This is a genomic window from Mesorhizobium sp. M0854 (assembly GCF_040319815.1).
Taxonomy (GTDB): domain Bacteria; phylum Pseudomonadota; class Alphaproteobacteria; order Rhizobiales; family Rhizobiaceae; genus Mesorhizobium.
Window position 1 is genome coordinate 210,285 of sequence record NZ_JAMYOL010000002.1, and the last position, 15,208, is coordinate 225,492.

12 protein-coding genes are annotated in these 15,208 nt (G+C 62.7%); 3 read left to right on the forward strand and 9 right to left on the reverse strand.

Annotated elements, in window-relative coordinates:
• Positions 1 to 57 precede the first annotated feature (57 nt).
• The gene (locus NKH99_RS03930) at positions 58 to 1,512 is read left to right on the forward strand and encodes a glutamate synthase subunit beta (RefSeq protein ID WP_353012728.1); all 1,455 of its coding nucleotides are present in this window, start codon (positions 58 to 60) and stop codon (positions 1,510 to 1,512) included.
• A 22-nt stretch (positions 1,513 to 1,534) separates the two neighbouring features.
• Here NKH99_RS03930 and NKH99_RS03935 read toward each other — a convergent pair whose 3' ends face one another.
• Together NKH99_RS03935 and NKH99_RS03940 are read right to left on the reverse strand one after the other, a co-directional pair.
• Entirely contained in the window at positions 1,535 to 2,782 is a 1,248-nt protein-coding gene (locus NKH99_RS03935; protein ID WP_353012731.1) for an SGNH/GDSL hydrolase family protein, read from the reverse strand.
• Positions 2,783 to 2,808: 26 nt separating this feature from the next.
• Positions 2,809 to 4,035 carry a lytic murein transglycosylase gene (locus NKH99_RS03940; protein WP_353012734.1) on the reverse strand — a complete coding sequence of 409 codons (1,227 nt, stop codon included), beginning with the start codon at positions 4,033 to 4,035 and terminating at the stop codon, positions 2,809 to 2,811.
• A gap of 207 nt (positions 4,036 to 4,242) precedes the next feature.
• On the opposite strand from NKH99_RS03940, the gene galU reads away from it, so the two are divergent.
• A complete protein-coding gene (galU, locus tag NKH99_RS03945) occupies positions 4,243 to 5,148 on the forward strand; it encodes a UTP--glucose-1-phosphate uridylyltransferase GalU (RefSeq protein WP_352469528.1) in 906 nt (301 codons plus the stop codon).
• 132 nt (positions 5,149 to 5,280) lie between these two features.
• Here the strand turns inward: galU and NKH99_RS03950 are convergent, their stop codons facing one another.
• The gene (locus NKH99_RS03950; protein ID WP_502899994.1) at positions 5,281 to 7,020 is read right to left on the reverse strand and encodes an outer membrane beta-barrel protein; all 1,740 of its coding nucleotides are present in this window, start codon (positions 7,018 to 7,020) and stop codon (positions 5,281 to 5,283) included.
• A gap of 177 nt (positions 7,021 to 7,197) precedes the next feature.
• On the opposite strand from NKH99_RS03950, the gene NKH99_RS03955 reads away from it, so the two are divergent.
• On the forward strand, positions 7,198 to 8,199 hold the full coding sequence (locus NKH99_RS03955) for a KpsF/GutQ family sugar-phosphate isomerase (RefSeq protein WP_353013110.1): 1,002 nt from the start codon (positions 7,198 to 7,200) through the stop codon (positions 8,197 to 8,199).
• Positions 8,200 to 8,206: 7 nt separating this feature from the next.
• Here the strand turns inward: NKH99_RS03955 and NKH99_RS03960 are convergent, their stop codons facing one another.
• The 6 genes from NKH99_RS03960 to NKH99_RS03985 form a co-directional block, all read right to left on the reverse strand.
• Complete coding sequence (locus NKH99_RS03960; protein WP_352682513.1) at positions 8,207 to 8,671, reverse strand: NfeD family protein; 465 nt, start codon at positions 8,669 to 8,671, stop codon at positions 8,207 to 8,209.
• Between the two features lie 10 nt (positions 8,672 to 8,681).
• Positions 8,682 to 9,632: an SPFH domain-containing protein gene (locus NKH99_RS03965; RefSeq protein ID WP_352539357.1), complete on the reverse strand. Its 951-nt coding sequence runs from the start codon at positions 9,630 to 9,632 to the stop codon at positions 8,682 to 8,684.
• A 130-nt stretch (positions 9,633 to 9,762) separates the two neighbouring features.
• Positions 9,763 to 10,827, reverse strand: coding sequence for a ferrochelatase (hemH, locus tag NKH99_RS03970; RefSeq protein ID WP_353012741.1), 1,065 nt, complete (start codon positions 10,825 to 10,827; stop codon positions 9,763 to 9,765).
• Positions 10,828 to 10,977: 150 nt separating this feature from the next.
• Entirely contained in the window at positions 10,978 to 13,005 is a 2,028-nt protein-coding gene (locus NKH99_RS03975; protein ID WP_353012744.1) for a 5'-nucleotidase C-terminal domain-containing protein, read from the reverse strand.
• Positions 13,006 to 13,195: 190 nt separating this feature from the next.
• Positions 13,196 to 13,570: an outer membrane lipoprotein Omp10 gene (gene omp10 / locus NKH99_RS03980; RefSeq protein ID WP_023720183.1), complete on the reverse strand. Its 375-nt coding sequence runs from the start codon at positions 13,568 to 13,570 to the stop codon at positions 13,196 to 13,198.
• Between the two features lie 187 nt (positions 13,571 to 13,757).
• A complete protein-coding gene (locus NKH99_RS03985; RefSeq protein ID WP_352448220.1) occupies positions 13,758 to 15,203 on the reverse strand; it encodes a homospermidine synthase in 1,446 nt (481 codons plus the stop codon).
• Positions 15,204 to 15,208: the final 5 nt, after the last annotated feature.

A 15,208-nucleotide genomic window follows, 5' to 3' on the forward strand; every position in this document is an offset into this window, starting at 1 on the left:
TTATGAGGTTAACGGGTGCGTCGCCAGGCGTGCCTTCCGGACAGCAGGGACTGGACTATGGGCAAGGTAACAGGGTTTCTCGAGATCGACCGGCAGGTGCACAAGTACCAGCCGGCTTCCGACCGCATCCGGCATTTCCGCGAGTTCACGCTGCCGATGTCGGACAAGGAGGTCGAGAAACAGGCCGCGCGGTGCATGGATTGCGGCATTCCTTATTGCCATGGACCGACCGGCTGCCCGATCCACAACCAGATCCCGGACTGGAACGACCTCGTCTACAATGGCGACTGGGAAAACGCGATCCGCAACCTGCATTCGACCAACAATTTTCCGGAATTTACCGGCCGCATCTGCCCCGCACCTTGCGAGGAAGCCTGCACGCTGAACCTCGAGGATATTCCGGTCGCCATCAAGACCATCGAGCAGGCCATTTCCGACAAAGCCTATGAAACCGGCCATATCCGGCCCTATCCGCCGGAACGGAAGACCGGCAAGCGCGTCGCGATCATCGGCTCGGGGCCGGCAGGCATGGCGGCTGCCCAGCAACTCGGCCGCGCAGGCCATGACGTTCACGTCTATGAGCGCGAGAGCCGGCCGGGCGGGCTGATGCGCTACGGCATCCCCGATTTCAAGATCGAGAAGCATTATATCGACCGGCGCATCGAGCAGATGCAGGGCGAAGGTGTCAGCTTCCATTGCGGCGTCAATGTGGGCGTCGACAAGCCGGTCGCCGAACTGCTCGCCGAATATGACGCCGTGCTCTATTGCGGCGGCTCCGAAACGCCGCGTCCGGCCAACATCCCGGGCGACGATCTCGACGGCGTGCACGACGCCATGCCGTATCTGGTGCAGCAGAACAAGCGTATCGGCGGCGAGCCGATCCAGTCGGTGGCATGGCCGTCGCGCCCGATCGTCGCCGGCGGCCAGCACGTCGTCGTCGTCGGCGGCGGCGACACTGCCTCAGACTGCGTCGGCACCGCCTTCCGCCAGGGCGCGGTGCGCGTCACCCAGCTCGACATCCGGCCGCAGCCGCCGGAAAAGGAGGACAAGCTGTCGGTCTGGCCCTACTGGGCGACCAAGATGCGCACGTCATCGTCGCAGGCCGAAGGCGCCGAGCGCGAATTCCAGGTGGCGACGCTTGAATTCATCGGCGAAGACGGCCAGCTGACCGGGGTCAAATGCTGCGAGGTCGACGAAAAGCGCAAGCCGATCGCGGGCACGGAATTCGTCATCCGCGCCGATCTCGCGTTCATCGCCATCGGCTTTGCCGGGCCAGCCGCTCGCGGGCCGATCTCGGAACTCGACGGGCAGATGAAGATCGTCACCGACAGCCGCCGTTCGAAGAATGTCGAGGCCAATGACCGGGACTACAGGACCAGCGTCGAAAGGCTCTATGCGGCGGGCGACGTGCGGCGCGGCCAGTCGCTGGTCGTCTGGGCGATCCGCGAGGGTCGCCAGGCGGCGCGCGCCATCGACGAGGCGCTGATGGGATCGAGCGTGCTGCCGCGCTGAGCCCGTTCCGAAGAGGTTCTGTTTACTGGCGGATCGCCGTCGTCGTATCGGATGCGGCCGCCGTCGCAGGCTGTGTCTTGGGCGGCCAGGAGAAATCGTCGGCGCGGCCCGGTGAGGCGTCGGGCGCCTTGCCCTCGACGATCAGCCTTTCGCCCGGCAAATTCTTGTCAGCTTTTGCCGGCGGGGCGGCGCCGAGAAGTTCCGAGCCGCCGTCCAGCGCCGGATCGCTGAGCAGCATCGGCACGGTGCGATCGACAGCTATCGGTGCCGCGGCAGGTGCCGGCGCCTCGACGGGAGCGCCGGCCGGGGCAGAAGCCGTCACCACGCTTCCCGGCGCGGCCAGCCCCAGGATCTTCATCAGCGGCTTTTCGGTATAGAAGGCGAGCTTGCGCTTGCCGGCCTTCGACATGTTGATGCCGTCGTCGGAGCGCAGGCGCACCGATTGGCCGTTGATGTCCGGTCCGCTGGTGATGAAGGCGCCGTTCTCGTCGACGAACCCGTCCCAGACGTCGACGAATTCGCCGCCGTGGCTTTCGGCGGACGAGCGGAAGATGTCGTTGAAGGCCAGCATGTCGGAGGTCATTTTCGAGACCCGGAAGGCCGGCATGCCGACCCACAGATACGGCACCTTGGTTGCGGCGATGGCCTTGCCGAACGCATCGGTCCGGCGCTCGTATTCCTTGGTCCAGTTTTCGGATCGCGGCTGCTCGCGTACATCGCCGACGCGCATCTGCTGCCGGTCGTTGGATCCGAGCATGACGACGACGGCTGCCGGTTTTTCGGCAGCGATCAGCGACTTGACCTGTTCTGGCCAGTTGTAGACATCGTCACGCACGAAGCCGGACGATCCGTTGGCACGGACGACGATCCTGACGCCAGTGTTTTCGGCAAAGGCGGCGTCGAGCCCCTCAGCCAGCCCAGACGCCATGAAATCGCCGACCACCAGAACGACGCGTGCATCCGGCGCCTTCTCGACTACTGGGGTTGTCAGCTCGGCCGGCGGCGGCCGGCTAACTGACCGGGGCTTTCTCAGCTTGGGCCTGGGCTTTGTTCTCTGGAATTCTCTCTGGAATTCGGGCGGCGGCTGCTCAAACCGCTCGCTTCTGCGCGGAAACAACAGGTCGCGCAGCGACCAGCCACGACTTTCCGGCTCCTGCGCCATGGCCGCGGTATGAAAGGCACTGGCGCCGCCGACCGCCAGAACGGCTATCGCCAGAACGAGGATCGGCACGCGACGAACGATTAACCGGATGCGCGCAGCCGAAACCAATCACCCTCTCCATCCCGCAACCGGCTCTAGTTCTGCCTGAGCCATTTGAGCACTTCCTTGCTCGGATACCCGTCCTGGGTCAAGCCAGCCTTTGCCTGGAAGGCCATGATGGCGGTTTTCGATCCGTCACCGATCTTGCCGTCGAACTTGCCGTCGTAATAGCCGTGCTCGGAAAGTCGCTTCTGAAGCTCCTGCCTTTCCTCGAAGGAGAGCTTGGTAAACGGTCGCTTCCAGTCCTGCACAAGCCCGCCATAGCCGGCAATTTCGTCGGCAAGAAGGCCCACGGCGAGCGCATATTTGTCGGCATTGTTGTAACGCTTGATGACCGAGAAATTCTTGATCATCAGGAAAGCCGGCCCGCCGCTGCCGCCGGGCAGCTTCAACGTCGCTTTGTCCGCACCGTTCTTGAACGGCTTGCCGTTGGCACGGCTGACCCCCAGCGCCTGCCATTGCGACAGCGACTTCGAGCCTCCGGGCAGCTTCTTGCCGTCCGGAAGGCTGACCTCATAACCCCAGGTCTTGCCTGCCTGCCAGCCGTTCTTCCTCAGCAAATTGGCGGCTGTCGCCAGTGCGTCGGGAATCGAATTCCAGATGTCGCGCTTGCCGTTGCCGTCCATATCGACCGCATAGGACTGGTAGCTGGTGGGGATGAACTGGGTATGGCCCATCGCGCCGGCCCATGAGCCGCTGAGATGGCTTTCGTCGATGTCGCCGGTCTGCAGGATCCTCAGCGCCGCGATCAGCTGGGTGCGGGCAAATTTCGCTCGCTTCGGATCGGCATAACCAAGCGTCGCCAGCGAGCGCACGACATTGCGCATGATATCATCGCGCTTGAGGGTTTCGCCGTAGTTCGATTCCATAGACCAGATGGCCAGCAGGATGTAGCGGTCGACGCCGTATCTTGCCTCGATCCTGTCCAGCCAAGGCTTCCATTTCCTTGCCATCTGCTGGCCGACGGCGACCGACTGGTCATGGACGCGGTTGTCGAAATAATCCCAGGCGGGTGCGGTGAATTCGGGTTGAGTACGGGCCTTTTCCAGTACCACCGGGTCAGCATCGTTGATGCCCTTGAATGCCTGGTCGTAGACGGAGCCGGAAACGCCGCTCGCCACGGCGGTAGCACGGAAGCTGGCGACCCATTGGCGGAAGCCGGCATCGGCAAAAGCCGGCCCGCTGGGCATGAGCAAAGCAAGCGAGAGGCTGGCGGCCGTCAGGACGCTGGTGAAGCGCCTTGCGGCGTTGCGAACGGACATCTTTTCCTCCTTCTTCATCTCAGGAAGACTATTCATCGCCGAACCCGGTTAGCATTTGGTTTACCATAGGTGCCGTGCGGGGTGAAAAGATGCGTCAATGCTTTACCAGCTGAGATTTATGACCCGCCGTTCAGTAATCCTCGATTTCGGCATGAAAATGTCTCGAATCGGGATTGCCGAACAGGCATGCAAATGGATAATTGGCATATGAAGAGAGTTCGCAAGGCAGTGTTCCCGGTTGCCGGTCTCGGCACGCGCTTTCTCCCTGCTACCAAGGCCATTCCCAAGGAAATGCTGACGGTCGTCGACAGGCCGGTCATCCAGTATGTGGTCGATGAGGCGCGCGATGCCGGGATCGAGCATTTCATCTTCGTGACCGGCCGCAACAAGGCGGTCATCGAGGATCACTTCGATGTCCAGTTCGAGCTCTACGACACGCTTGCGCAGCGCGGCAAGGACGACCAGCTCGCCCGCCTGCAGCGGCTGCAACCGGCGCCGGGGCAGACCAGCTTCACCCGCCAGCAGGTACCGCTCGGCCTTGGCCACGCCGTCTGGTGCGCGCGCGAGCTCGTCGGCGACGAGCCCTTTGCGCTGCTGTTGCCCGACATGATCATGCAGTCGGAAAAAAGCTGCATGAAGGACATGGTCGAGCTTTACGCCGAGACCGGCAACAACATCGTCGCCGTGCAGGAATGCGATCCGGCCGAGGCGCACAAATACGGCATTGTCGGCCGCGGCGAGGACGCGCATCACGGTTTCCGCATCACCGGCATGGTGGAAAAGCCGAAGACCGGCACGGAGCCGTCGAACCTCTACATCAACGGGCGCTATATCCTGCAGCCGGAGATATTCAAGATACTCGAAGGTCAGGAAAAAGGCGCCGGCAACGAGATCCAGCTCACCGATGCAATGCTGAAGCTGCAGAAGCAACAGCCCTTCTACGGCTACCACTACCGCGGGCGGACGTTCGACTGCGGCTCGCCCGAAGGCTTCGTCGAGGCCAACGTTGCCTTCGCACTGTGGCGCAGAGACATGAATGCCAGCATGGCCGGTGTCATTCGCACGCTTCTCGACGAACTCGCGCCGTCAGAACGCCGCGGCATAGCCTTGTAGTTTCAACACCGGTTGCCGCGCTGATCGGCTAAAGCGCGCCGCGTTCGACCGGCCTCATGCGACGCGCTTTAGGTTCTTGTTTTAGGCAAGTCGTTATCGCAAAACCGCTGCACACTTTTGCGCGACATGCATTTAGCGCTGCAACTTCAAGCCGACGAAGATACTGTTGGCCGTGTAGTCGCGCCCAATCAGGTTGCTGGTCAGTTTTTCAGTCCTGGCGCGGGTGGTGAGCCCGGTGTAGCGGTTCAGCCACCACGTCAGCCCAGCCTCGGCGCTCAGCGTCAAATCATGATCGTCGGAGCCGGTATAGTCGCGCCATTCGAGGCCGAGAGCGGCATTTCCGGTCAGGTTGGCGCGGATCTGCCGCTCGCCGGTGAGGCTGCCGGAATAGAGCATGTCGCCGCTTTCGCCCGCATTCGTCGTGTTCTCGGCGGTCGTCTGTGCGGTGAGCCCGATCGTGGTGCCGCGTTCCGGCGACCATTTGAGATCGGCATTGACCGTCGCGCCCGAAATAGCCGGCAGGGCATCGTCGTCGATAGCTTCGCGCAGCCAGCCGACCGAGAACTCGCCGGTAAGCTTCTCGCGGAGATCGAGCTCGACGCCGGCCCGTGCGCCAAGCCTGGTCGAGGAGCGCTGGAAGCCGTTTGGATCGACGCGCAAATCATAAGCGCGCCGGCCGATCTCGATTTCGGTGAACGGGGTGATGGCAGGCGAGATCTCGTAACCGGTACGCAAAATGGCCGTGTAGAGCGTCGAGTCGCGGCCCTTCTGCGACAGCGATCCGCCCGACGAAAGCTTGGCGTCGCCAAAGATGTCGTGCTCGATCGCGCCGGTCAGCGCGAAGCGCATCTTGCCGGCATCCTTCTCGACGGCGAGACTGCCGTTCATGGTCTGGCGCACCGGCTGGCCAACGGCGCCGACGACCGCGTCCGGCGCCGAGGCCGATTCGGGCACGGCCTCATAGCCCAGCTTGGCGATGGCGCGCAGATCATTGTCGAGATCGATGTTGAGTGTGCCGTCGACGCGGCCTTGCGCCTCGTGAATGTCATAGCCGGACAAGGTTTCGCGGAAGATGCCATAGCCCTCAACCGTCGCCGAATTCTCCCGCCAGTCGGAGACGGCGTTGAAGCGCAGAGTCGTTTCCGACAGCAAGGCCGGCTTGCCGAGGCTGCTCGAATCGGCGTTTGTCGAAGACGTCAGGCCTTGCTCGAGCGTCGGCCGGATTACGAAAGAGCCGAGCTTGATGCCGGTGGCGGCGAACGGGTCGTCCTCGTTCTTTTTGTTCTGGCCGTCGATGGCTTCGGTGCGCTCGGCGCCGGGGTCGAGCCTGAGCCTCTCGGCGGAATCGATGGTGACGGCACGGCGGTTGACCGTATCCTGCTCGTCTATAGCGGCGGTATCGGTGTCATCGGTCGCCGCCGCGGCTGCAGTCGCGGCTCTCATGCGCTTCTGGCTGTCAGCGGTCTCGTCTTCGGCGTTGGCCGCATTGGCGGCGCGTGGCGTCGCGCTTGGCCGCCGTCGGGGTGGCGGAGCAGGGTTGTCGGGAAATGGGTCGCCGCTGGCCGCTGGTTGATCGAAAGTGCCGCCGGTTGTGGCCGCCTCGCCCGTGCCGTCGTCAGGCAACGCCCCTTGGCTGGCCGGGCGATAGGTAGGCAGCGGCGTATTGTCGTTGGCGGTTGCAGCAGCCTGCGCGGCTTGGGTTCCGGCTATGCTCGATTGCCTGATCTTGTACTGCTGTTCGTCCAGGATTGTCGATTCCGAAACCTCGCCGCGCAGCTCGGTTTCCTGGGCGCAAAGCAGTGCCGGCCGCGACAACGAAAAGACGCTGGTTGCCAGCAGCAAAGCGCAGACCGCCTTGCCCTTTCGTCCCATTTTGTTTTGAGGCTGAAACCCGGACATCGGCACCACTGCTTGCGCGGCGCACGCGCGCCATACTTACGAAACCGTAAATGGGGATGGTTAACGGAGCGTTGAGGCATGGCCCGTCAGGAGGTTCCGGACGGCAATTCCGTTGGACAGGCGCGCGCCGAAGCGCTAATCGCATCGTCCATGGACGTGAAATCCCCAGACAGGAAGCGGCATGACGGGCAGGCCGCGATTGCCTCGGCGCTGAGAACCGTGGCGACGGAGCAGGCCGGCGTCGCGGCACTGGCAGACGCTCTCGAAAACGGGCTGGCCGAGCCGTTCGCACGATCCGTCGGCATGGTGTCGCAGATCGATGGCCGCGTCATCGTCACCGGGGTCGGCAAAAGCGGCCATATCGGCTCGAAGATCGCCGCAACGCTCGCCTCGACCGGCACGCCGGCCTTTTTCGTCCACCCTGCCGAAGCCAATCACGGCGACCTTGGCATGATCGCCAGAAACGACGCCATAATCGCGCTTTCGTGGTCGGGCGAAAGCCTTGAGCTCAAGGGCATCATCGCCTATTCGAGGCGCTTCTCGATCCCGCTGGTCGCGGTCACCGCGGGTGAAAAATCGGCTCTGGCGCGCGCGGCCGACGTTGTGCTTCTGCTGCCGCGAGCACCGGAAGCCTGCCCGCACGGGCTTGCGCCGACGACCTCGACACTATTGCAAATGGTGATGGGCGATGCGCTGGCCATCGCGCTTCTCGAGGCACGCGGCTTCACCCCGGACCATTTCCGCACGTTCCATCCCGGCGGCCAGCTCGGAGCCAACCTGACGCAGATCCGCGAGATCATGCATGTCGGCGACAGGCTGCCGCTGGTGTCGTCAGGTACCGGCATGCGCGAGGCAATCCTCGAATTGTCGCGCAAGGGGTTTGGCTGCGTGGCCGTGACTGCCGCAGACGGCAAGCTGATCGGCATCATCACCGATGGCGACATCAGGCGCCATATCGGCAGCGATCTCCTGGCAATGAGCGTCGATCAGGTGATGACCAGAGAGCCGAAAATGGCTTCGCCCGACACGCTTGTTGCGACGGCGCTGCAGACAATCAACGACTCGGCTATCACCAGCCTGATGGTGGTCGAAGGCAGGCGGCCGATCGGGCTCGTCCATCTGCACGACCTGCTGCGCATCGGTGCTGCCTAGCGGACTTCTAGACCGCCTCGACCGTCAGTTCCAGGTCGGTATCAGCGGCGCCCGTCACCCGCACTTGCGTGCCGGCCGGCAGGTCAGGGCCGGAGACGCGCCACAACGTGTCGCCCAGCTTTATGCGGCCGCGCCCGTCCTTGATCGGCTCGGCAAGGGTCGCCGTCCGGCCGACCATCTGTGCGCCGCGACGGTTGAGCAGGGGCTGGTCGGTTTCATCATGGCGCCCGCCCACCAGCCGCTTGCCGACATAGGCCGAGACCAGCGACAGCGCGAGGAAGGCGAGGACCTGGACTTGCCAGGTCCAGAAACCGGCATCCCAGATGAGCAGTGAGACGACGCCGATCAACAGCGCGGCAATGCCGATCCACAGCATGAAAATGCCCGGCGCGATGACCTCCATTACCAGCAGGACGAAGCCGAGGACCATCCAGCTCCACGGGCCGAGTTCAGAAACAATGCGGCCGAGCATGGCTGTGGCCTCAGGTTTCGCTCGGACGAACGACCGGCGGACGGGCGGCCTGTCGTGCGGCACCGGCGGTGCCTTCGCTTCGGAAAACTTCTTTGGCGATTTCGCCAATACCGCCGAGCGTGCCTATCAGCGATGAGGCCTCCATCGGCATCAGCACGAGCTTGCTGTTTGTCGCTGAGCCGATCCTGGTCAGCGCTTCGGTGTATTTCAGCGCGACGAAGTAGTTGAGCGCCTGCACGTCGCCTTTGGAAATCGCCTCCGACACCACCTGCGTGGCGCGTGCTTCAGCCTCGGCCGAGCGCTCGCGCGCCTCGGCATCGCGGAAGGCGGCTTCCTTGCGGCCTTCGGCCTCCAGGATCTGCGATTGCTTGAGGCCTTCGGCGGCGAGGATCTGCGCGCGCTTATTGCGCTCGGCCATCATCTGTCGGCCCATCGATTCGACGAGATTGGCCGGCGGATTGATGTCCTTGATCTCGACACGAGTGATCTTGATGCCCCAGGGATGCGCCGCCTCGTCAACGACGCGCAGCAGGCGCTCGTTGATGGCGTCGCGGTTCGACAAAAGTTCGTCGAGGTCCATCGAGCCCATCACGGTGCGGATGTTGGTCATCGTGAGATTGAGAATCGCATTCTGCAGGCCGGAGACCTGGTAGGCGGCCTGCGCCGCGTTGAGCACCTGATAGAAGGCGATGCCATCGACGGCAACGGTGGCATTGTCGCGGGTGATGATCTCCTGCGTCGGTACGTCGAGCACCTGCTCCATCATGTTCATCTTGGCGCCGACACGGTCGACGAAAGGCACGATCAGGTTGAGGCCCGGGTTCAATGTCTTGGTGTAACGGCCAAAACGTTCGACGGTATAATTATAGCCTTGCGGAATTGTTCGGATGCCCTTGATAAGCACCAGCACGACAAGGGCGACAAGAACAAGAAGCGCGATATCAAAACCACTGAAACCCATTTGGCTCTCCCCTCAAAGGCCGGCCATGTTGGATATTCCACGCGACCGATTCCACCAAACACTTAAGTGTGTTTCAGCAATGTTACAATCAGGTGATCACGGATTGCGGGTGCATAGACGGGTGATCTGTTCAGGCCCAGCCGGACAGCTCGCGCCGCACCATCGCCTCGATCACCGCCATGCCCTCGGCACTGTCGTTGAGGCAAGGGATATGTGCGAACTTTTCGCCGCCGGCATGATGGAAGGTCTCGGACGCTTCCCTGCCGATCTCGTCCAGCGTCTCGATGCAGTCGACGGAAAATCCTGGATTGACGATGGCGACCGATTTCACGCCTTCGCGCCCTAGTCTTTCGACCGTCTTGTCGGTGTAGGGCTGCAGCCACTCCTGCGCGCCGAAGCGCGACTGGAAGGTGGTAATCAGCTTGTTTTCATCCCAGCCGAGCTTTTCGCGCAGCAGTCGGGTCGTCTCGAGGCAATGGGCCTGGTAGGGGTCGCCCTTGTCGGAATAGAGTTTCGGAATGCCGTGATAGGAAGCAATGACAATTTCCGGTTCGAATCCGAGGCTCGCCAGATGCTTTTCGACCGAACGGGCGAGCGCCTCGATATAGGCCGGCTCGTTGTAATAGGGTGGCACGCTGCGAATGGCCGGGGCGCGGCGCATCTTCATCAGCGCGCGAAACAGCTGGTCGTTGGCAGTCGCAGTCGTCGTCGCCGAATATTGCGGATAGAGCGGGAAAGACAGGATGCGGTCGCAGCCTTGCTCGACCAGTCTCTCGGCCACGCTCTCGGTCGAAGGGTTGCCATAGCGCATCGCCCAGTCGACGACGACATTGGGTAGCTCGCCGAGCGCGAGCCCGAGCTTCTCGGCCTGGGCGCGGGTGTAGGTTCGCAGCGGCGACTCGTTGCGCTCCCGGTTCCATATCCTGGCATAGTTGGCCCCTGATTTCTTCGGCCGGGTGGTGAGGACCACGCCGTAGAGGATCGGATACCAGATCGCCTTGTTGAGCTCGATGACGCGCGGATCGGACAGGAACTCCCGGAGGTAGCGCCACATCGGCTTGAAGCCGGTGCCGTCCGGGGTGCCGAGATTGATCAGCATGACACCGACCTTGCCGGTCCTGACCAGAGGGCGCCCTGCCGACGGCGAGGCGGCAGTCTTCTCGGCTTTGATTTCAGCAGGGTTGGCAAGCGTCATGAGGTTCTCCAACACCGCGAACCAACGGTGCCGCGGCGAAAGTAGCGATGCCGCGCCGGTTTTCAAATGCTGCGTCTGGCCGCACCTTATCCCAGAAATGCAACACCCGCCCGGTCTGCCGGGCGGGTGCATTGCGTTCCTGCGGCCGGATTACTTTGAGGCCGCCGGGATCGTCAAGGTTGCGCCGACCGGAAGGCGGCGTGGCTCGTAGGCTTTGTTGGCATCGGAGATTATTTTCCATTTGGTGCCGTCGCCATAAGCCTTCACCGCGAGATCCCAATAGGTATCGCCGGCGACGATTACATGGCTGCTTTCGGCCGGTGCCGGCTCAGCCGGAGCAGGGGTCGCCGGAGCCGGTGTGGCAGGAGCCGCAGGTGCCGCCGGCTGGGCCGGCTCGGCGGGTGCGGGTGCCGGCGCTGTTTCAGCCGGGACGGCCGGCGGCGTCTTGGAAATGTCGCCGGAGCCGGCCGGCATTTCGGGCATTGCCGGCTCAACGGGCTTTGCCGGCGCAGCCTCAGCAGGTTTTGGCGGTTCGGCAGGGTTGGCAGGTTCTGCGGCCGGGGCCACGGTCGCGGCGATCTCGGTGATGCGGCCGTCGAGCTTCGGCGTATAGGGCCGGTGCGCGCCCAGGTAGTCGGCGACGACCTGTTCCAGCCCCGGGCCGTAATCATAGGCGTTCTTGGCCTTCTCGGCGAACACCTTGTAGCCGTCGCCGCCCTGGCGGACATAGTTGTTGGTGGCGACCAGGTAATCCTTGTCCGGCTTAATCGGTGTCCAGGCGCCGCCTTCCATGACCTCGACCGATTTGACGCGTCCGTTAGGCGGCGCCGATTTGTCGAACGCATATTTCAGGCCGGCAACCTGCGGGAAGCGCCCGGCGCCGTCCTCGACCTGGCTGAGGCCGCTTTCGAGGCCGGCAACCAGATCCTTGCCGGAGATCTGGAAGGTCGCCAGCGTGTTCTGAAACGGCAGGACGGTGAGAACCTCGCCCATGGTGACGGTGCCCTGGTCGATCGAGGCGCGCAAGCCGCCGCCATTCGAGATGACGATCTCGACACCTTGGTCCTTGACCCGGTCGAGGACGGCGTCGGAGACCAGATTGCCCATCTCGCATTCGCGGGCGCGGCAGTTTTCGCGACTGCCGTCGATCGCCTTGGTGGTCTCGGCGACTTCCTTGTTCTTCAAAGCCTCGATCGGCGCGCCGAGTTCCTTGATGCGGGCAAGCACGGCTGGGTCGGGTGTGATCGATTTGTCGAGATGGATGGGATCGCCGCTTGCCTCCTTGACGACGCCGTTGTCGTCGAACACGACCTTGAACTCGCCGAGATATTTCGAATAGGACGCCGCCTGGACGACCGGCACTTTGTAACCGTCCGGATTGTCGACCATCGTCGGATATGGGCCTTCCGCCTTGGGGTCGGTGTTGGACAGCAGCGAATGGCTGTGGCCGCCGACCACCACGTCGATGCCCGGGATCTTGGCGATCACGTCGCGCTCGCGCTTGTAGCCGATATGGGTGACCGCGATGATCTTGTTGACGCCCTCTCGCTTCAGTTTCTCGACCTCAGCGGTGATCGACTTGACGTCGTCTTCGATGGCAATGTTCGGGCCAGGGGTGGCAAGCTCCGGCGTGTCGTTGGTGACCGCGCCGACGATCCCGATCTTCTGGCCGCCGACCTCGACCACGATCGACGGCTTGACGCGGTCGCCGAGCTTGGATTGCGCATTGGCCTTCACATTGGCGCCGAGCACCGGAAACTGGATCATGTCGAGAAACGGCGCCAGCGCCGACTCGCCATCGTCGAACTCATGGTTGCCGAGAGCCTCGGCATCGAATTTCATCTGGTTGAGGAATTCGCCTTCGGTCTTGCCTTTGTAGGTCGTGTAGAAGAGCGAGCCCTGGAAATTGTCGCCGGCGCTGAGCAGCAGCACGTTCTGGCCTTCCAGCTTCTTGCGCTCCTGCGCGATCGCGGTGACCAGGCGGGCGGCGCCGCCGACGCATTCGCCCTTGGTCTCCTCCTCGGCCGAGCAGGTCGATTCGTACTTGTTGTTGCTCTCGATGCGGCTATGCCAGTCGTTGATGTGCAGGATGTTGAGCGTGTAGTCGGCAAAGGATACCCCTGCCGACAGGCCAAGCGCCGATGCCGACAGCGCGGCGATGGCAGCAATCTTCTTCATTCTCGTCTCCCGGATAACTTGACCAGAGGCGTTTAACGCTCTTGTTTGACTGGGATGTAACAGCCCTCTTGGGCTATGTTCACATCGCGTTTCAGTCGATGCAAGCGGAAATCGGCATCAGCTTTGCCGGCGCAAGAAGACGGCGGCTTGAAGCCGCCGCCCTTGTGCAAAGTAAATTCGGAATCGGATTTCAGGTGCGCCTGGTCAGCACAAAATTCTGCCCGCTCGCGCTGGTGCAATTGAGCTGGCTGGTGGAGACCATCAGGCAGTTGAAGCTGATCGGCGTCTGGCGGATCAGCGACGTGCCATGGATCTCGACCGAGGTGCCGCCGGTCATGGTGTAGCTGCCATCGGCAAGCTTCTGGCCGGTGTCGGTTGCGACGGTCGCGAAGCTGCCGCCCTTGAAGGTCGACAAGCCCGTGCCCTGCGCGTCGATCCAGGAGCCTTCAACCCCCTTGGCCGTGATCACCGGCGGCTCGCCTGGGCCGGTTGTCGTGCAGGCCGCCAACGCGACCGTAGCGGCCGCGGCAATGCCAGCCGAAAGCAGTCTTTGCGCAATCGTCATCTTCAAGATCCTCTCCTCTCGCATCGGCCCGAAAATCGATCCGATTTTCGGAAAGCACGATGCGCACATTCAAAGTGCTAGAGCGTACTTTGTGCGTCCAAATGGACGCACGTGGCTCTAGGCCGCCCCTCTTCAATCGCCCGATTTCCGGGCGATTGCAAGCTGGCCGAGTGCCGAGGCAACGCTGCTATCGAACGAGGATGTTGCGGAATTGCCACGGGTCTTTGGTATCGAGATCCTCGGGAAACAGACCAGGCCGATTGTCGAGCGGTGTCCAGTCGGTATAATAGCTCCTGACCGGCCCGAGATAGGGGCCCTGCACGTCGAGGCAGCGCTTGTAATCCATCTCGTCGGCCTCGACGATGCCGGCCTCGGGATTTTCCAGCGCCCAGACCATGCCGGCCAGCACCGCCGACGTGACCTGCATGCCGGTGGCGTTCTGATAGGGCGCCAGCTTGCGCGCCTCGGCCAGCGACAGCTGCGAGCCGTACCAGTAGGCGTTCTTGGCGTGGCCGTAGAGCAGCACGCCGAGTTCGTCGACGCCATCGACCAGTTCATTTTCGTCGAGCACGTGATGCACGGGCTGAGCCTTGCCGGCGACACCGAACATCTCGTGCAGCGACAGCACTGCGTCGTTGCAGGGATGATAGGCGTAATGGCAGGTCGGCCGGTATTGCACCTTGCCCTTCTTGCCGCGCAGCGTGAAAAAATCGGCAATCGAGATCGCTTCGTTGTGTGTCACCAGGAAACCGTATTGCGGGCCGGGCGTCGGACACCACGTGCGCACGCGTGTATTGGCGCCGGGCTGCTCCAGATAGATCGCGGCCTTCGAACCGTTCTTGTGGCTTTTGGCGTTCTTCGGCATCCACGCCTCATGCGTGCCCCAGCCGAGCTCGGCCGGCTGCAGCCCTTCCGAAATGAAGCCTTCGACCGACCAGGTGTTCCAGAACACGTTCATCGGCTTGGGCTTCTTGGTGCGCTGGGTGTCGCGCTCGGCGATATGGATGCCCTTGACGCCGGCCTTCTTCATCAGCCTGGCCCAGCCTTCGCGATCGTGCTGCGCGGGTTCCGAGAAGTCGAGGCCAAGATCTGTGGCGAGATTGACCAGTGCCTGCTTGACGAACCACGAGACCATGCCCGGATTGGCGCCGCAGCACGAGATCGCCGTGGTGCCGCCCGGGTTCTTCGCGATTTCAGTACGTACGGTCTCGCGCAGCGCATAGTTGGTGCGTGAGGCGTTGTCGGCCTTCTCGTCGAAATAAAAGCCGAGCCAGGGTTCGACCACCGTGTCGATATAGAGGACGCCAAGCTTGCGGCAGAGCTTCATCAGCTCAAGCGAGGAAGTGTCGACCGACAGGTTGACGCAAAAGCCCTGGCCGCCGCCATTGGTCAAAAGTGGTGTCAGCAGCTTCTTGTAGTTCTTTTTGGTCACCGCATCCTGCATGAAAGTGATGCCGCGCTCGTCGAGCAATTTACGGTCGGTGTCGCGCGGGTCGATGACCGTCATGCGCGACTTGTCGAATTTGAAATGGCGCTCGATCAGCGGCAGCGTTCCCCGTCCGATCGAGCCGAAGCCGATCATCACTACAGGGCCGGTGATCTCACCGTAAACGGGCCAGTTTTCATTCGCCATTTATC